This window comes from Blastomonas sp. (assembly GCF_030373265.1).
Taxonomy (GTDB): domain Bacteria; phylum Pseudomonadota; class Alphaproteobacteria; order Sphingomonadales; family Sphingomonadaceae; genus Blastomonas.
Map to the genome: position 1 here is coordinate 86,646 of NZ_JAUCZC010000008.1, position 16,730 is coordinate 103,375.

16 protein-coding genes and 1 riboswitch are annotated in these 16,730 nt (G+C 66.1%); of the genes, 9 read left to right on the forward strand and 7 right to left on the reverse strand.

Annotation, left to right across the window (positions count from 1 at the left end; all coding sequences use genetic code 11):
* The first annotated feature begins 36 nt into the window (after positions 1–36).
* Entirely contained in the window at positions 37–465 is a 429-nt protein-coding gene (locus QUV11_RS06775; protein ID WP_300881213.1) for a response regulator, read from the forward strand.
* 37 nt (positions 466–502) lie between these two features.
* Here the strand turns inward: QUV11_RS06775 and QUV11_RS06780 are convergent, their stop codons facing one another.
* Complete coding sequence (locus tag QUV11_RS06780; protein ID WP_300881214.1) at positions 503–1,087, reverse strand: hypothetical protein; 585 nt, start codon at positions 1,085–1,087, stop codon at positions 503–505.
* A 52-nt stretch (positions 1,088–1,139) separates the two neighbouring features.
* A complete protein-coding gene (locus QUV11_RS06785; protein ID WP_300881215.1) occupies positions 1,140–1,433 on the reverse strand; it encodes a hypothetical protein in 294 nt (97 codons plus the stop codon).
* A gap of 229 nt (positions 1,434–1,662) precedes the next feature.
* Between QUV11_RS06785 and QUV11_RS06790 the strand changes: the two genes are divergently transcribed.
* The 5 genes from QUV11_RS06790 (at position 1,663) to QUV11_RS06810 (ending at position 5,313) form a co-directional block, all read left to right on the forward strand.
* Positions 1,663–1,830 (forward strand): hypothetical protein, encoded by a 168-nt coding sequence (locus tag QUV11_RS06790; RefSeq protein WP_300881216.1) that lies wholly within the window; start codon positions 1,663–1,665, stop codon positions 1,828–1,830.
* Positions 1,831–1,939: 109 nt separating this feature from the next.
* On the forward strand, positions 1,940–2,791 hold the full coding sequence (locus QUV11_RS06795) for a glucose 1-dehydrogenase (protein ID WP_300881217.1): 852 nt from the start codon (positions 1,940–1,942) through the stop codon (positions 2,789–2,791).
* Positions 2,792–3,089: 298 nt separating this feature from the next.
* Positions 3,090–3,722 (forward strand): Crp/Fnr family transcriptional regulator, encoded by a 633-nt coding sequence (locus QUV11_RS06800; protein WP_300881218.1) that lies wholly within the window; start codon positions 3,090–3,092, stop codon positions 3,720–3,722.
* 76 nt (positions 3,723–3,798) lie between these two features.
* Complete coding sequence (locus tag QUV11_RS06805) at positions 3,799–4,854, forward strand: mechanosensitive ion channel domain-containing protein (protein WP_300881219.1); 1,056 nt, start codon at positions 3,799–3,801, stop codon at positions 4,852–4,854.
* Positions 4,855–4,935: 81 nt separating this feature from the next.
* The gene (locus tag QUV11_RS06810) at positions 4,936–5,313 is read left to right on the forward strand and encodes a DUF202 domain-containing protein (protein WP_300881220.1); all 378 of its coding nucleotides are present in this window, start codon (positions 4,936–4,938) and stop codon (positions 5,311–5,313) included.
* Between the two features lie 146 nt (positions 5,314–5,459).
* Here QUV11_RS06810 and QUV11_RS06815 read toward each other — a convergent pair whose 3' ends face one another.
* The 4 genes from QUV11_RS06815 to QUV11_RS06830 all read right to left on the reverse strand — a co-directional run bounded on the left by QUV11_RS06815 (position 5,460) and on the right by QUV11_RS06830 (position 12,720).
* Complete coding sequence (locus tag QUV11_RS06815) at positions 5,460–8,681, reverse strand: autotransporter domain-containing protein (RefSeq protein WP_300881221.1); 3,222 nt, start codon at positions 8,679–8,681, stop codon at positions 5,460–5,462.
* 135 nt (positions 8,682–8,816) lie between these two features.
* Positions 8,817–11,225 (reverse strand): TonB-dependent receptor, encoded by a 2,409-nt coding sequence (locus QUV11_RS06820; protein ID WP_300881222.1) that lies wholly within the window; start codon positions 11,223–11,225, stop codon positions 8,817–8,819.
* Complete coding sequence (locus tag QUV11_RS06825; protein ID WP_300881223.1) at positions 11,212–12,171, reverse strand: FecR domain-containing protein; 960 nt, start codon at positions 12,169–12,171, stop codon at positions 11,212–11,214. The genes QUV11_RS06820 and QUV11_RS06825 overlap by 14 nt, the downstream gene beginning before the upstream one ends.
* A gap of 36 nt (positions 12,172–12,207) precedes the next feature.
* Positions 12,208–12,720 (reverse strand): RNA polymerase sigma factor, encoded by a 513-nt coding sequence (locus QUV11_RS06830; RefSeq protein ID WP_300881224.1) that lies wholly within the window; start codon positions 12,718–12,720, stop codon positions 12,208–12,210.
* A gap of 293 nt (positions 12,721–13,013) precedes the next feature.
* On the opposite strand from QUV11_RS06830, the gene QUV11_RS06835 reads away from it, so the two are divergent.
* From QUV11_RS06835 to QUV11_RS06845, 3 genes are all read left to right on the forward strand, one after another.
* Positions 13,014–13,436 (forward strand): hypothetical protein, encoded by a 423-nt coding sequence (locus tag QUV11_RS06835; protein WP_300881225.1) that lies wholly within the window; start codon positions 13,014–13,016, stop codon positions 13,434–13,436.
* 217 nt (positions 13,437–13,653) lie between these two features.
* Positions 13,654–14,832 (forward strand): DUF47 family protein, encoded by a 1,179-nt coding sequence (locus QUV11_RS06840; protein ID WP_300881226.1) that lies wholly within the window; start codon positions 13,654–13,656, stop codon positions 14,830–14,832.
* 16 nt (positions 14,833–14,848) lie between these two features.
* Positions 14,849–15,853, forward strand: a complete 1,005-nt coding sequence (locus QUV11_RS06845; protein ID WP_300881227.1) for an inorganic phosphate transporter — start codon at positions 14,849–14,851, stop codon at positions 15,851–15,853.
* An 18-nt stretch (positions 15,854–15,871) separates the two neighbouring features.
* Here QUV11_RS06845 and cobU read toward each other — a convergent pair whose 3' ends face one another.
* A complete protein-coding gene (cobU, locus tag QUV11_RS06850; protein ID WP_300881228.1) occupies positions 15,872–16,420 on the reverse strand; it encodes a bifunctional adenosylcobinamide kinase/adenosylcobinamide-phosphate guanylyltransferase in 549 nt (182 codons plus the stop codon).
* Positions 16,420–16,626: riboswitch (cobalamin riboswitch) on the forward strand. (Overlaps the previous gene by 1 nt.)
* The last annotated feature ends 104 nt before the right edge of the window (positions 16,627–16,730 follow it).

Genomic DNA, 16,730 nt, shown 5'->3' on the forward strand with positions numbered 1-16,730 from the left:
CGGCCCTGTGTGTTCGTTCAATTTTCGGAGCAGTCGATGTTGAACCGACCCCTGCACGGGCGCCGCGTTTTTCTGGTGGAAGACGATTATCTGATCGCCGACGATTTCGTGCGCCGGCTGAGCACCGCCGGCGCGCAGGTGGTCGGCCCTGCCGCGACCCTGGAAAGCGCGCTGGCGCTGTATGAATCCGCTCCGCCGATGGATTTTGTCATTCTCGATATCAATCTGCGCGGAACGATGGTGTTTCCGCTCGCCGAACGGTTGCGCGACGATGGTGTCCCGTTTCTGTTCTGCACCGGCTATGGCGACGAGGGCATCGACAGCAGCTTCCGCGAGGTGGAGCGCTTCGAAAAGCCGATATCGCAAGCTGACTTTGCCCGGATGGTCGATCTGGTGGCGTGCCAGCAGGTCGCACGCGAACAACCCGCGCCGCAGGTCGACCGGCGGTCGGCGCAATGGCAATGACCGCAGGCATGCCGGCCAACTCACGCGTGCGGCCCCTTCAGGCTGATCGCCGGGCCAGATCCGCGAGCCAAGGCGCGTAAGACCGGTTCGGCAGACCGTCGAGGCCCAGGTTGCGCACCCGTGCATTCAGCGCGTCAGCATCGGGGCCTTCGAGCGCGATCGTCCAGCGGATGGCTTGTTCGACCCGCGCCAGAGTGGCCTCCAGCTTGATGTCGTGGATCGTTGATTGCCGCCGGGCCTTGTGCATTGCGATGATCCGCAGCTCACCTGCCTGTTCGAGGCGCTGCATAAACGCGGCCGCGCTGTCGGGGGCGATAGCGTCTGGCGGGATGTCCAGCAGCAGGCTGGCCTTATTCCGGGCATCATCGCCGAGCGGGAAGCATGAATCGAGGGCCATATCCCAGCATTCGACACGCAGCGTGCGCGATAGCAGGGTCTTGATCTGCAGGCGTTCGCCGCCGCGCAGCTTGCACAGCACGTCGGTCCGCCCTGGAACCACGCAATACACATCGGTCCGCCTATCCGGCACCGTAAGGCCGAGCGGCGTCTGCAGCGGTGGCGCGCGGCTGGTCGCATCGGGCCAGCAGCGAAACTCGTACCGGGATGATGGGCTCAGGGTCATATTGTCGTGAAACGATCGAAACCGTCCTTTCAGTTTTTGCCGCGCTGCAGGATCAGGTGTCGGTCTTGTTGGCATCCCGGTCCGACTCTTTGGCCAGGTCGTCCCTGTCTGCCTTCTTGGCAGCGTTCGCGGCGGCGTGGCGCGGCCCGAAATAGCGGTTGTCGCTCTGGCCACCTTCGACAAACCCGCGCTTTTCTCCGCGTGCCTCCTTGCCGGTGTGTGGATTGGGATAGGCGCCTCCCCCGGATTCGCCCGCGCCGCCTTTGCCGGTCAATGCCTCCATGTCGTCGCGTGGCTGCTTGCCTGGCGAGGCGTCGGGCGAGGGGCGAGGTGTGTTATCGGGCATGGCAAACTCCAAGGGGCCGCCGCTCGGACCGAACGGACGGCGCGCGACTGTGGAACACCTTGGACCCTATCGCAGCGCGTCGGCGCGCGATCTTACATAAGTGAGCCGCTGGCCCGCTTTTAAAACTGCCGTGGATTGACCCATGTTATGGGGCGCGCCGCCCACTCCCTCCAGCCTTGGCCTGTCCGGTGCGGATGCCCCGCTCCGGCCCCCGAATGGAGTACTGCATATGACCTCGATTTTCGGAATGGCGCTGTTGCCGCTCTGGATCATGGGTGTGCCCGTGATCGGTGCGCTGATCAGCCTGGCGCTGCCTGCACCGCGCACCAATACCATGCCGCGCGCACGGCGCCGCAACACCGACGTCATCGCTCCAACGGCGTATCCGCGCGCCTGATCGCGTAGCCGGCAACCTGCGGCGGGCCTGAAGGTAGCATGGGTGGCAGGCCCGCCGATGCCGCCTGCCGCGCCACGCGCGCCCCACCGCCGAATACAAGGATGGCCCGATGACCGAGACGATATCGAAACTTCAAGAAGGCCAGCTGCCCGGGCTGGAAGCAGAGCTGGACCCCAAGCCCGAATGGCAGCCGCGCTATCCCGGATCCGGCCGGCTCAAGAACAAGGTCGCGATCATCACCGGCGGTGACAGCGGCATTGGCCGTGCGGTCGCGGTGCTGTTCGCGCGCGAAGGGGCCAACGTCGTCATCTCGCACCTTGAAGAGGATGAGGACGCGCAGGACACCGCGCGCATGGTCGAGTCCGAAGGCGCCAGGGCCGTCACCATCGCAGGCGATATCGGCGACCGCGAGCATTGCCGCAAGATCGTCGATCTGGCCCAGCGCAGCTTCGGGCGGCTCGACATCCTGGTCAACAATGCGGGCGAGCAGCACCCCGACAAGGAGGTCAACGACATCTCCGACAAGCAGCTCCAGCGCACTTTCCAGACCAATGTCTATGGCATGTTCTATATGGTGCAGGAGGCGATGCCGCATCTCAAGGCCGGCGCCGCGATCATCAACTGCACCTCGGTGACGATGTACAAGGGCGCAGACGAACTGCTCGATTATTCCTCCACCAAGGGCGCGATCACCGCGTTCACCCGCAGCCTGAGCCAGAATCTGGCAGACAAGGGCATCCGCGTGAACGGCGTGGCTCCGGGACCGATCTGGACCCCGCTCAACCCGTGCGGCGGCGCCAGCGAAGAAAAGCTGGAACACTTCGGCGAATCCACGCCGCTGGGTCGGCCCGGTCAGCCCAACGAGGTTGCGCCGTGCTTCCTGTTCCTGGCGTGCGACGATTCCAGCTATATGACCGGGCAGGTGCTGCATCCCAATGGCGGGGTGGTCGTGGGAAGCTGATCGCTGCCACAGCCAGGCGACGCAAGGGACCCGAGCGCCGCCGCCAAGACACAGTGATGGTCAGGCAAAGCACCGAGTCGTTCCGATGCAGTCTGGCGGTGGTGCGGAAAGACATGGCACCGTCAAAAGTTGACATATGTAAAGTCAATCGGGTCAGAACGCTCCTGGGGGGAGCGATTTGCTCCCCTTTTTTCATCGATCCATCGCTCAGACCGTCTGAGGTTAAACCAGTATAACGAAGCCGGATGAACAAAATGAAAGTTTCTAGCAGGAGGGATCGTTAGCGAAAGTCGAGTCCATGACCTTATCTGTGCATACGCCTGCTCCCCTTCCGGCCTATAATCGCCACTGTCAGACATCGGTGCACCCGCGATGCGATTTCATCCAGCAGGGCGACACCATCTTGCGGCCCAGGTTGCTGCTGGAAGGCTGGTGCGCCGGTTACCGGATTACGGTCGATGGTCGCAGGCAGTTGACCAATCTGTATCTGCCCGGCGAGATCATCGGGGTTTGGCGCCAGAGCCAGCCCAGCTTCTATCATTCGGTGATGTCGGTGACCCGGGCGTCGTTCATCGAGTTCACCACCTCAGCCGACAGCGAGGTCGCGCAGAGCGAGTCCGCGCTGTTCGAGCAGCAGCTTGAGAACAGCATCTTCCGGCTGGGCTGCCTGAACGCCTATGAGCGCATGGCGCACCTGTTCCTGGAACTCGGCGAGCGCCTCGCGATCCGCGGCATGGGTGCGCGCAACGCCTATCGCATGCCGCTGACCCAGGAGCTGCTCGCCGACCTCGTCGGCATTTCCTCGGTTCACGTCAACCGCACGCTGCAGCAGATGCGGGCGGACAGCGTGATCCGTCTGGTCAACAGCCAGCTGACACTGACCGATCCCGACGACCTCGCCGAGCAGGTTCATTATCAGCCGCTGCTCTGAGCGCTGCGCATCGACGTCGCTGACGAGCCGCCGGGGCGCATGAAACCTCGCGCCGAGCCGGACGTTGGGTGTGACAATGGAATATTCCGAAATCTGGACGATCGCCCGCACGCCGGTGGTGGTGGCGGCTTTGGTGCTGGCCGCGCTGCTGCTGCACTGGCTGCTGGTGTTCGTCATCGCCCGGATCGCGCGGCGCACGCGCACCGGGCAGGACGAGGCGCTGCTCGCCTCGGTGCGCCGTCCGCTGCGCTGGATCATGGTCGCGCTGGCGCTGCTGTCGGCCGATCGGCTGGTGGCAGACTTTCGCGATGAAGCCGCATTCGTCACCGGTGTCGTCCGGATCGTCATGCCACTGCTGTGGGGCTGGCTGGTCATCGCGATCATCCGCTTCATCCATGGCTATATCAGTGCGCGCTCCGATCTGTCTGCCACCGACAACCTGACCGCGCGGCGCAGACGCACCCGCGCCGACATTCTCGCCCGGATCGCGACCGTGGTGGTGATCCTGATCAGCCTGGGCCTGTTGCTGCTCAAGATCCCCGAGGTCCGCGAGATCGGCGTCGCGCTGGTCGCGTCCGCAGGCATCGCCGGGCTTGCCTTCGGTATCGCCGCGCAGCCGCTGCTGAAGAATCTTGTCGCAGGGATCCAGCTTGCATTCACCGAACCGGTGCGCATCGACGATGTCGTGGTTTATCAGGGCGAATGGGGCCGGGTCGAGGAGATCACGCTGACCTATGTCGTGCTCAAGATCTGGGATGATCGCCGCCTGGTGATTCCTGTCTCCAAGCTGCTGGACGACACCATCGAAAACTGGACGCGCGAGACCAGTCACCTGCTCGGAACCGTGATGCTGTATCTCGACCATGCCGCCGATATCGACGGCATCCGCAGCTTTGCCGTCGAGCAGGTTCGCAAACACCCCTTGTGGGACAAGCGGGTGGCGATGCTGCAGGTTACCGACATGAACCGCGACGTGGTGGAACTGCGCGTGCTGATGAGCGGCCGCAACGGATCGGAGCTGTTCGACATGCGCTGCGATGTTCGCGAAGCGGTGCTGCGGCACGTCGCCACAACGTCGCCGGGGTCGCTCAATCGCAACCGCGTTCAGTTCGAAGCGGCCGAAACCGCTTAGCGCGCTCGGGCGAAACGCAGATTCCCCCGCCGAAGTACCGGGGAGCACGGGAATGGATTTTTCAGGCGTGACAGGACCGCAATGAGCACAGATGACCGAACCGAGCTGGCGCAGGACCGGACCGATTATGCCGAGGACCGCACCATATTGGCGCATGAACGCAGCTTTGCCGGCTGGGTCCGCACCGGCATGGCTGCGGTGGGCATCGCGCTGGGCTTTCATGCGCTGTTTCGCACGCTGAACCCGGACTGGATTCCCAAATCGATTGCCAGCGCGTTCCTGCTGGTGGCGATCTATATCTTCCTCTCGGCCGAGCGCCGGGCGCGCCGGATCGTGGACCGGCTCGACGCGCATCAGGTGAGCGCGCTCAAGCCGATGCGGATCCGGCTGCTTGCGTGGCTGCTGACTTTGACCACGATCGCGCTGATGGTGGCGATGTGGGCGCTGATGGGCGAATGACGGCAGCGTGATCGCAAGATGAGCGCTGCGGTCATCCGGGGTGGTCGCCGTGCGTGATAACGACCACCCCGGATGCGCTGCAGACCTGGGCGCGACGGCCAGCGGACCGACCGTCGCAGCGCCAGGTTACAGACCAATGTTAAGCGTCAGAAGCCCACCCGCAGCGAGACGCGGGCGTTGAGCGCGAGCCGGTCGTATTGCTCTTCGCCGCCCAGTTCGCCGGCGAGCGAAAACCCGCCTTGGCCACCGACCAGGCGCAGCCCGCCGATCCAGCCGTCGCTGCGCGCATCGGGGATAAGCGTGAACGTTTCGCCGCCCTTGAACCGCGCGGTCGTTTCGCCCAGCGATCCGCCGATGATCTGACGGCGGCCGCCCTCGACTTCGACGCGCAGCCACACCTCGTCGGCGGCCAGGCTGCCCAGATCATAGCCCGCCACCAAAGTGCCGTTGACCGCGATCTCGTCGCTGCTGCGCTTGTCGACCGTCAGGTTGAACGCATCGCCGCCGCCGGTTTCGGCATAGCCGTCCTCGTCGAGCCGGTAATAATCGATCGATGCCGAAGGGCGCAGCGCAAACCGCCCGATCTTCGCTTCATACGCCAACCCCGCCGACGCGCTGTAGAGTTGCCCGGACCATTCGCCGTCGCTGACCCGCTCGACCACATCGGTCCCGTTGGCGAAGGCGAAACGGCGCGTGCCGTCAAAGTCGATCTGCGCGAACGAGCCCCGCGCAAAGGCGCGCACCGGCCCCCAGTCGCCGCGCCAGTGAGCAGCGAGCTCATACTGGTTCGACCGCATCTCGTTGGCCAGATTGTTGTCCTCGTTCTTGCCGTTGAGATACGCCAGCGAGACGCCGAACCTGCCGACATCGCCGGCCTTGATTTCAACGCCACCGGTGGCGCCCCAGTCGCTGGTGTCGAACGATGCGGTCTCTTGCCGATCCTTGGCGCTGCCCCAGACCGTCTGCTGCAGCCAGAAGCCCCAGCCGCCCTGATCGCTATAGGGCGCCGACGTGTCGGTGAGGAACCGCGCGGTCGCGCGCGAACCCTGGGTCACCGTGGCAAAGGTGCCTCCGGCATGGTCGGGAAGCATCTGCTGCAGCGCCTCTCCGGCCTGCTCGGCATTGCTGATGGCAAGGAAGCTGCCGGCCACCGCAGCGTCGCTGTCCAGCGCCTTGAACACCGCATCATAAGCGCGCGCCTGCGACCCCGAGAGGCTGAGCTCGGTTGCCGTCTTGCGCTTGATGTCGACCGATACGGTGCCTGCAGCATCGCTGCCCGCCACGGTGGACTTGAACAGGAACGGCAAGTCGATGCCGGCTGCCACGATGTTGGCGCTGCCGGTCAGCGATCCGGCGGAGAGGACCTGATAGGTGCCTTCCGACTTGCTGACATTGACCAGCGTCACCCCGAGCCGCGAGCCTTCGGCAAAGCTGGCGGCTCCCGCGACGTCGATCTTGGTGAAAGTTCCCGCCTGGCCATCGATGGTGACACCGATCAGGCCCTTGTCGGCCACGGCGAGCGACCCGAGAGCCACGGTGCCGGGGCTGGCGATGCTGAGCGATCCGCCCGACACCGTCACCGCCGTCTGGCCGGCGCCTGCGAGCGTTCCGCGGAACCGCGCGGTCCCCGATATCGCCAGAGTGTCATTGCCGCCGCCCATATCGAGCTTGCCGACCAGCGCCGACTTGCCCGCAAGCTGCACCGTATCGGCGCCCGAGCCGAACGTCGCATCGCCGGTGAGCGCAGCTTCGCCGCTCGCCGTCAGCCGATTGCTGCCAGCGCCGAACAGCATCGCGCCGGTGACCGTGCCGGCATTCACCTCGAGCAGGTCATCGCCCGATCCCAGCCGGATATCGCCGGTGATCGAGGGGCGCCCGGTCGGAGTCGCGGCGCTCTGCCGGATGGTGGTGCCGGTGGTGTTGGCGGCCAGATCGATCGCGGTCGCCCGGCCTGCGGCGGGCTTGGCAGCGACAGCGCTGATCGCACCGGTATTTTCGACGCTGCGCAGCGATCCTGAAAGATCGACGATCGCGGCTGCCGACCCGTCGCCTGCTGCCGTCGCTGCGATCTTGCCGGTGTTGGTCACGCTGGTCAGCGTTCCTGCAGCATCGATGACGAGCGCGCGGACCTGGTTGCCCGCGACACTGCCGCCTGCCGCCTCGATCGCACCGGTGTTGCGCAGCGCAGGCACGCTGGCCAGATTGCCGATGCGGATCGCGGTGGCATTTCCACCGTTCGACTGGGCGCCAATCGCACCTGTATTGAGCACGCCGCCGGTGATGGTGGTCGCGTGGCCCAGGCCGCCGATCACCAGGCCGTTGCCCGCGACATCCTTGTAGACGCCGCTGCCCACGACACGGCCCTTGAGCACCAGACCGTTGCCCGCCGCTGCGGTTCCGGCGACCGCACCGATGGTGATGTCCTCGCTCGTGGATCCGATCTGGACCGCCGCGGCAGACCCGAACGCGGTGACCGTGGCGGTGCCTTCCTTGTCGTCGTCGATGCCGTCCTTGTCTTCGTCCTTGTCGTCCGGATTGGTGTTGGGCGGCGGCGCATCGAACAGGATGCCGCCTGCGACCGAGCCTGCGATCTGCAGCGCAGGGCCACCCTGCAACAGGTCGTCGGCATCAAGCTTGCTGGGATCGGCAGGCGGGGTGGTGGTGCGATAGCCGGTGGCGGTCACGGTGCCCTGCACGGTCAGTGCGCCGCCGATCGGTCCGGTGAGCGAGACCGCCATCGAATTGGCCCCGGTTGCGGCAATCGTCCCGGTGAGCGCGACGTTGCCGCTGACCGCACCGGCGCGCATGCCGGCCGAATTGTCGCCCAGCATCGATATCGTGCCACTGCTGACCAGCGATCCGGTGAGCGGTCCTTCCAGGCTGATCCCGGCGCTGGTGTTGCCTTCGATGGTGATCGATCCGCTGTGGATCACCGAACCGGTCAGCGCCCCCAGCGTGCGAATGCCGAACCGGTTCTGTCCCTGCGCATAGGGTCCGTCGATATCGCCGTCATTGTCGGTGTCGGTCGGGGTGTAGTTTTCATCGAGGACGATGACACCCGAGTTGGTGATCGTGCCGCTGGTCCCGGCCACCGCGAGAATTCCGGCGGAATTGCTGGCGTCGGTGGTCTGGATGGTGCCTTCGTTGGTGACGTTGTGGTTGCTGTCGATGGTCACCGCCACGCCGGATGCCGGCTTGACCGAACCGGTCGAGGTGATCCTGATGCTGTCGGCGGCGCCATTGTTTGCGCTGGAGGTCGCGATCGGCGTGGTGCGCGCGGTGGTCACGCTGGTCTGGGCAAGCGCCGCAGCGTGCGGCAGCATCAGCGAAATCGGGGTCAGACAGGTACAGGCCAGCAAGAGGCGCATGATCTTCCTTTCGGGACTTGGGGAGGAGAGTGGTTTCACTCACCAAGACGCTGCAAAGGAATCAGACCCGCACGACAAAGCCCGTGGGGCGGACGGATTTTCCGCCAACCTTCTCAAAAACAAAGATAAGTTATCTCAGAAGCTGAAGTCGGCGCCGATCCGCACGGTGCGCGGACGCAGCGGCGTGATCTGCTCGCCAAAGGGCAGCGTGAACGGCGAGCCCAGGGCGAAGCGGTTGCCACGCGCATCGAGCAGATTGGTCGCCTGGATCCAGAAGGTGCTGCGATCGCGCGCCAGGCTGACCGACAGGCTGGTATCGAGAACGTCGCCCTGCTCCACCCCCAGCACCGGCCCGATGCCAAGCCGCGAGCGTCCGGTATAGCGCAACGACCCGCTGACGGTGAGGTCGCCTGTATCGCCCAGCGTGGCCCGGTAGCTGCTGCCCAGTCGTCCGGACAGCCGCGCGACATTGGGCAGATCGTTGCTGTCGGCTATCACCGCACCTTCGGGGATGCTGGCGAAATCGAACCCCACGCGGTTGGCGGGCAGCACGAATATGCCGGCCGAGGGCGACACCAGACGGCTGTCGGCCCAGACCGCCGAGGCTTCGATCGATACCGCGCGCACCGGCTGCCAGGCCAATGTGGCATCGAGCGTGACGATGCGGCCGTTGCCGATATTCTCGGTCGCCGGCAGCCCGCTGATATCGATCAGGTCAGCCTGGATGTTGCGCCAGCGGGTATAAGCGAGCGTCACATCGCCGCTGAAGGTGCTGGCGGAAAAGGCGAGCCCTGCCTCCACCGCCGACACGGTGTCGGGCCGGTAGCGCCGCACCATCAGGTCGCGCACGCCGATGCCGCCGGGACGGAAGCCTTCCTGATAGCGCGCATGGGCGGACAGGCCATCCGACAGCCGATAGCGCAGCCCCGCCGACGGCAGAAATGCGGTCTGGGTGCGTCTTGCATTGCTGCGCGCCTGCGCGGCAAGGGACAATAAAGGGGTATCGAGCGCTTCGCCCGACAGCCGCATATGGCTGAGCCGCGCACCGATATCGAGAAACAGCCGGTCGGCTGCCGGGATCGCGAGATCGGCATAAGCGGTGGCCTCATCGACCCGGTTTTCGACCCCCGTGATCGCCCTCGCCCGCACGATATCGCCGCGGGTGCGGCGGATGCGGTAGCGGTTGCTCAGCAGGCTGGTGCCGACCAGCCAGCCGACACCGCCCGCCGCCTCGCCCGACAGCCGGGTCTCGTTGGTCACCAGCCGGGTTTCGCCGCGCTGGCGAAACAGGCTGGGCTCCAGCCCGGGGATGGTGGCATCGAAGGTCTCGCTGAGGTCAAGCCCGGTCACGGTGGTCGTCGACAGCAGCTCGAATGCGTCCCACTGCTTGCCCACCGCCAGCTGGCCGAGCAGAAACTGGCTGCGAAAGGGCTGTGCAAAGGGGCTCGCGCGGTCGAGCCTGTCGCCCGCACGGTCGGCGAACTGGCTGTCGCGTCCGTCGATGTCCTGCGCCGCGCCCATCATGTCGATGGTCCAGTCCGCGCCCGGCTCGATCCGCAGCAACACGCGCCCGCCGATGGTATCGACGCGGTTGATGTCATCGCGCTGGCGCAGCCGGTCGTCGATATAGCCGCCGTCGCGCGCGCCGTAGACCACGCCGCGCAGGCCCACCACGCCCTCGACGAGGGGAACGTTGACCATCGCGCTGCCATCGAACGACGGCGCGCCATGCTGGGTTGCGGCGACAGACAGCGATTGCGCCGCCTGCCAGTCGTTCGAATCGGGCAGGTTGGGCAGCAGCCGGATCACGCCGCCCAATGTGCCCGCGCCATAGAGCGTGCCCTGCGGCCCCTGCCGCACCTCGACCGCGTTGAGATCGACCAGCCTGAGGTCGGGATCGGGCGCGTTGTAGTTGAGCCGTGCCGAGCCGAGATACTGGCCCACCACCGCCTGGGTCGGTCCGTTGAAGCTTGAATCCGATATCGCGCGCAGGAACAACCGGTTGCGCCCCGGCCCCAACTGGGTCGAACCCAAAGCCGGCAGCCGGTCGACCAGTGCGTCCGAGCCCCGGCCCTGCCCGCCCAGCGCAAAATCGCCCTCGAGCCTGATCTGGCTGTAGGCGCTCCGCGTCAGGTCCTCCGGCGGCGCGCGCCGCGCGGTCACCACGATGTCCTCGACAGGGGCCGGCAGCCTGGGCGCCGTCGCCATCGCCAGCCGGATCGGCGCGCCGCTGCGCCGCGCAGAGGCCGGCGCGCGCATGATCCGCCAGTGATCGGGCGCCAGACGCACTGCGCGGGCATCGCTCGCCTGCAGCAGCCGGTCGAGCGCCTCTCGGGTGGTCATCGTGCCGCGCAGCCGCCGGACGCGCTGGGCACCGATCTGCCGGTCGGTGATGCCGATGCTGATTCCCGCCTGCCGACCCAGCGCGATGATGGCGGCGTCGAGCCTGCCTGCCGCGATATCGATCCGCACCGGGACCTCGGCGAGCGCAGGGGACGCAACAGCGGCGAACGGCAGGGCGAGTGCCAGGCTAAGGCTGCGCATTATCGCCCACCAGCTCCCAGCCATCGCCGCGCTTCACCGCGCGGGTGCCCAGCACCGGCGCGATCGATGCGACCGCGGCTGAATCGCGACCGGCGATCTGGACTACGCCGCTGAACGGCCGCGCCGCAATCGACGGATCGACCGCGATGCGCGCGCCGAGCCCGCGTTCCAGCGCCGCGGCGACGTGGGCGAGGCTGGTGCCGGAAAAGCTCAGCCTGCCCGATCTCCAGCCTGCGACCTGATCGACCGGGACATCCGACACGATGATGGCGGCATGGACGCCTGTAATCGAGGCGCGACGTCCTGCGGGCAGGCGGACATTTTCGGCCTTCGGGTTGACGATCACCACCCCTTCGGACACCGCCACATCCAGCGACCCGTCAACCCGCGCCACGTTGAACGCGGTGCCGGCATCGACCAGCTGCACATCGCCGGTTTCGACGACGAACGGGTCGGCGGCATTGTGGCGCACCTCGAACAGCGCCTCGCCGGTCTCCAGCCGCGCATAGCGAGGATAGCGCCGGTCGAGCGCCAGCGTGGTGCCGCCGTTCATCACGATGCGGCTGCCATCGGGCAGATCGACAGTCTCGCGCTCGCCCATCGCGGTGGTCACCGAATAAGGCTGCGGGCGCATCTGCCATGCGGGAATGGCAATGACCGCGAGCAAGGATGCCGCGAGCGCGCCGCCCAGCCATCGCCGCCGCACGATCGAGCGATGCGCGATGCGATCCTCGTCATTGGCGGCTTGCGGCCTGGCGGGCCGGACTTCGGCCGAAAGCTCGGCCACCTGCGCGCCCGCGGCCAGCGCCTGATCATAGGCCGTAGTATGGCGCGGATCGGCCTCGAGCCAGCGGGCAAAGCCGTCCCAATCGGAAAAATCCGGGTCATGGGTCGCGATGGCCCAATCGATCGCCTGGAGGCGGGTCTGTTCGCCAGTGTCTGTCATCATGTCTGTCCTGACCCAAAGACGCCGCCAAAGCACTCAATCCGCATCGAGCGTCTCCCGCCAGCGCATCAGCGCACGATAGGCTTTCTGCAAATCCTTCTCCACCGCGCTCAGGCTCACCCCCAGATCCTGCGCGATCTGGCGCTGGCCGACGCCTTCGATGCGGAACAGCCGGAAGACCTGCAGCACCCTGGCGCCCTCGGCCTCCAGCACCGCTTCGGCCTGTGCGAGCGTGGCGCGGGCGATCAGCTCGCGGTCGGGCTGCGGCGCATCGGATGCCTCTCCCGACAGCCCCTGCGCCTCGATCCAGTCGGCATCGCGCTGACGGCTGCGCTGCGCCGAGCGATAGCGGTCGTGCATCACGTTGTTGGCGGCGCGGAACAGATAGCTGCGCGGATCGGCGACCGGGCCGGTGTCCAGATTGACCAGCCGCAGCCACAGTTCCTGCAGGATGTCCTCGGCGCCATCGCCTGCGCCGCGCGCGCGCAGAAACCGCAACAGCGGCTCGCGCTGCGCGATCAATACGGCTTCAAGGCCCTGGCGCGACATCGGACTTGGCAATCACTTCAAAGGCAGGAGGAATGCGGGCAAGGCCCATGCACCCAGACGCCACCGCGCGCAAGAACCCGCAGCGCCAGCGGCACGCGCGTCCTTTTTTTGATCGGTGGCATGCGGGTTCGGCAAGGCTGCAACGTCCTATCTGCAAAGCCAGCCTCACCCCAGGCTGGCTTGGACCGGTCATGGTGCCCCCCGTGATCCGGTAGCACCTTGAGGGCAAGGTTGCGACCAGCCTTTTGCCCTCAAGGTGCCCCCATGCCCGGGCTTGGCGGCAGGAGATACGCATGCATTGTCTGCAAAGCTGGTTTGCGGCCGCCGCCTTGATGCTCGCCCTGACCGCGGCTGCTGAAGCTGCCGAACCGGTGGGGAAGGACCTGTGGTTCGTACCCCCGGTCTCCGACGAGGCCGGATCCGAGATCGATATCGACACCGGAATGGACTGTATCGCGTTGCACCGGATCCGGTCGACACGGATCCTGGCGGGCCAGGGCATCGTCTATCAGATGAACGGACAGAGACAGCTGATCAACCGGGTCAGGCACGGCGCGGGGCTGCTCAACCCCAACCAGGTGCTGATCACCCGCACGACAGGCGCGATGCTGTGCGCAGGTGACATCGTCCAGCTTGCCTATAGCAGCCCGGGAATCTCGGCGGGATCGGTCGCGCTGGGACGCTTCGAGCGGTATCATCCGGCCGCCAGGCCCTGAAGCCAGCGGCCTGGCCACGGCCAGCACGGTTCGCCTGCCCCGCCGCTGTTCCGGACAGATTGGCAAAACCACGCCAATAGCGCTTTGCAGGCGCAACCATTACAGTTATGTGACCGTTTTGTTGCGCGTTACGTGCCGGTGTGGTGCGTGCCTGTGTGGTGCGTGCCGGTGTGGTGCCTGTCTGTGCGGGCCTGATCGACACCGCCCAGAGCCGCGCTTGCGCGGGTCCGGCCGGGCGCACGCCATTCACGATCGCCCAGAGGAAATCCCCATCCGCCAGATTGCTGCCCTGCCCTATCGCACCAACCGCGAGGACGCGACCGCGCCGGTCAGCATCCTGCTGGTCACCTCGCGCGAGAGCCGCCGCTGGGTGCTACCCAAGGGCAACATGATCGATGGTCTGCAGCCGCACGCCGCCGCCGCGCACGAGGCGGAGGAAGAGGCCGGCGTCCAGGGCGCCGCCTGTCCGACGCCGCTGGGCAGCTATCGCTATCGCAAGAAGCGCAAGAACGGCGCGTCGCTCAATGTCGATGTCGATGTGTTTCCGTTCTCGGTCACCGACCTGCTCGACGAATGGGAAGAGCAGGACCAGCGCCAGCGCCAGTGGTTTTCGCTCGAGGAGGCCGCGCAACTGGTCGACGAGCCCGAGCTTGCCGAGCTGATCCGGCGGTTTCGCGCCAGCGATTCCGACCGGCGCATCGCCAAAAGCGGGTTCGGCCTCGGCCTGCAAAAATCGTCGCCGAAATTTGCGGTGTTCCAGTGGGTCCAGGCGCTGCTGCCCAAGCAGGGCAATTTCTTCGAGCTGTTCGAGGCGCATGCGCTGACGTTGCTGTCGGGATCCAACGCGCTGGCGCGGCTGCTCGGCGGCGGACCCGGCATGCGCGATCACATCCAGGAGCTGACCGAGCGCGAGCACGAGGCCGATCTGATCACCCGCGAGGTGCTGCAGACCGTCCGCCGCACCTTCCTCACTCCGTTCGACCGCAGCGCGATCACCAGCCTGATCGGATCGATGGACGATGCGATCGACGAGATGCAGAAGACCGCAGGCGCCATCGATTTGTACGAGCTCACCGAGTTCAAGCAGGAAATGAAGGACATGGCCGCGATCATCGTCGATTGCGCGCGGATCACGGTCGAGGCGCTGCCGCTGCTGCGCCACGTCAACCGCAACGCCGGACGGCTGCACGAGCTGACCGAGCGGCTGGTGATCATGGAAGGCCATGCCGACGAGATACATGCGCGCGGTCTGAAGGCGGTCTACAAGGAGCACGGCGAGACCAGCCCGCTGCGCTTCATCGTCGAGCGCGAGCTGTTCACGCATCTCGAGCGCGTGGTCGACCGGTTCGAGGATGTCGCCAACGAGATCGACGGCCTCGTCATCGATCACGCCTGAGCTTCCACGCACCCTCATGGAAACCACCATCATCGCCATGCCGCTGCTGATCGCGCTGATCGCGCTCGCACTGGCCTTCGACTTCCTCAACGGGCTGCACGATGCCGCCAACTCGATCGCCACCGTGGTCTCGACCCGGCTGCTCAAGCCGGTGCACGCAGTGCTGTTCGCCGCCTTCTTCAACTTCGCGGCCTATTGGGTGTTCGGGCTCAAGGTCGCCGAAACCGTCGGCAAGGGCATCATCGATGTCGACATCGTCAACCCGCAGGTGATCTTCGGTGCGCTGGTCGGTGCGATGGTGTGGAATGTCGTCACCTGGTGGAAGGGCATTCCCTCGTCCTCCAGCCATGCGCTGGTCGGCGGGCTGATCGGCGCGGGCGTGACGCGTGCCGGGCTCGACGGCATCGTCTGGTCGGGGGTGATCAAGACCGCGTCGGCGATCATCCTGTCGCCCACCATGGGGATGATCCTGTCGATCCTGCTGGTGGTGATGACGTCCTGGATCTTCCTGCGCGCCACCGCCAAGCGCGCCGAAGGCATGTTCAAGAAACTGCACCTGCTGTCGTCCGCCGCCTATTCGCTGGGGCATGGCGCCAACGACGCGCAGAAGACGATGGGGATCATCACGGTCCTGCTCTATTCGCAGGGCATGCTCGATGGCGAGTTCGCGGTGCCCGGATGGGTGGTGCTGAGCTGCTATGTCGCGATTGCGCTGGGCACGCTGTCGGGCGGATGGAAGATCATCGAGACGATGGGCACGCGGATCACCAAGCTGTCGCACCAGCAGGGCTTCTGCGCCTCGTCGGGCGGATCGGTGATGCTGTTTGCCGCCACCGCCTTCGGCATTCCGGTCTCGACCACGCACACCATCACCGGCTGCGTCGTCGGCGTGGGCGCCGCGCGGCGCGCCTCGGCGGTGCGCTGGGGCGTGGCGGGCCGGGTGGTCATCGCCTGGCTGATCACCATCCCCGCCTCGGCCGCCGTCGGCGCGCTGTTCTATTGGATCACGACTTTCTGGTAAGCGGGATGGCGCGCCCGCTCAGGGCTTGAGCGTCAGGCTCAGCCCCGACACGACAAGCTCGGCGCGATCGGCGATTGCGGCGACCTGCTGGTTGAGCCGCCCGGCCATGTCGCGAAACTGCCGCGCCAGCGCATTGTCGGGCACGATCCCCATGCCGACCTCGTTGCTGACCAGGATCACCGGTGAATTTGCGCTGGCCAAGGCGCCGAGCAACTGCTGCGAGGCGGCGGCGAAATCATGCTCGCCCAGCAGCAGATTGCTGGTCCACAAGGTCAGGCAATCGACCAGCAGCACGCGGCCTTCGCCCGCTTCGCGCGCAATTGTCTCGGGCAGGTCGATGGGGCACTCGACCGTGCGCCAGCGCGCATCCCGGTCCGCCTGATGCCGCGCGATCCGGTCGGTCATCTCGTCATCGAACGCCTGCGCGGTGGCCAGATAGACGAGGTCGCCCTCCTGACTTTCCGCCAGCATCTGGGCGCGCATGCTCTTTCCCGACCGCGCGCCGCCGGTGATGAAGGTCAGCACCACATCGATCCATTTTCCTTGCAAAACGTAAAGGCGCGCCATAATGCGGCGGCGCGACAGGTTCCCAGAGATGGGATTAATAGGGAACGCGGAAGCAGGTATCCACCCTGTAATCCGCGGCTGTCCCCGCAACTGTGACCGGCGAGCGGTCGCCCCTATCATGCCACTGGATGCGTCTGCATCCGGGAAGGCGGGGCGGACGTGTTGACCCGGGAGCCAGGAGACCTGCCTGTTGCAGTCGGTCCTTTGCGCGGACGGGGTGTTCAGCGTGATCGAGGTTAATCCTCGCGTGACGACATCGATCGGGGTGGCGCGCGCGGGTGTAAGGCCGGCGATTGCTCAGCTGTACCAT

Excerpts from the sequence above, each read along its gene's own strand:
- QUV11_RS06775 (WP_300881213.1), top strand. The coding sequence starts at position 37 with ATGTTGAACCGACCCCTGCACGGGCGCCGCGTTTTTCTGGTGGAAGAC.
- QUV11_RS06780 (WP_300881214.1), bottom strand. The coding sequence starts at position 1,087 with ATGACCCTGAGCCCATCATCCCGGTACGAGTTTCGCTGCTGGCCCGAT.
- QUV11_RS06785 (WP_300881215.1), bottom strand. The coding sequence starts at position 1,433 with ATGCCCGATAACACACCTCGCCCCTCGCCCGACGCCTCGCCAGGCAAG.
- QUV11_RS06790 (WP_300881216.1), top strand. The coding sequence starts at position 1,663 with ATGACCTCGATTTTCGGAATGGCGCTGTTGCCGCTCTGGATCATGGGT.
- QUV11_RS06795 (WP_300881217.1), top strand. The coding sequence starts at position 1,940 with ATGACCGAGACGATATCGAAACTTCAAGAAGGCCAGCTGCCCGGGCTG.
- QUV11_RS06800 (WP_300881218.1), top strand. The coding sequence starts at position 3,090 with ATGACCTTATCTGTGCATACGCCTGCTCCCCTTCCGGCCTATAATCGC.
- QUV11_RS06805 (WP_300881219.1), top strand. The coding sequence starts at position 3,799 with ATGGAATATTCCGAAATCTGGACGATCGCCCGCACGCCGGTGGTGGTG.
- QUV11_RS06810 (WP_300881220.1), top strand. The coding sequence starts at position 4,936 with ATGAGCACAGATGACCGAACCGAGCTGGCGCAGGACCGGACCGATTAT.
- QUV11_RS06815 (WP_300881221.1), bottom strand. The coding sequence starts at position 8,681 with ATGCGCCTCTTGCTGGCCTGTACCTGTCTGACCCCGATTTCGCTGATG.
- QUV11_RS06820 (WP_300881222.1), bottom strand. The coding sequence starts at position 11,225 with ATGCGCAGCCTTAGCCTGGCACTCGCCCTGCCGTTCGCCGCTGTTGCG.
- QUV11_RS06825 (WP_300881223.1), bottom strand. The coding sequence starts at position 12,171 with ATGACAGACACTGGCGAACAGACCCGCCTCCAGGCGATCGATTGGGCC.
- QUV11_RS06830 (WP_300881224.1), bottom strand. The coding sequence starts at position 12,720 with ATGTCGCGCCAGGGCCTTGAAGCCGTATTGATCGCGCAGCGCGAGCCG.
- QUV11_RS06835 (WP_300881225.1), top strand. The coding sequence starts at position 13,014 with ATGCATTGTCTGCAAAGCTGGTTTGCGGCCGCCGCCTTGATGCTCGCC.
- QUV11_RS06845 (WP_300881227.1), top strand. The coding sequence starts at position 14,849 with ATGGAAACCACCATCATCGCCATGCCGCTGCTGATCGCGCTGATCGCG.
- cobU (WP_300881228.1), bottom strand. The coding sequence starts at position 16,420 with ATGGCGCGCCTTTACGTTTTGCAAGGAAAATGGATCGATGTGGTGCTG.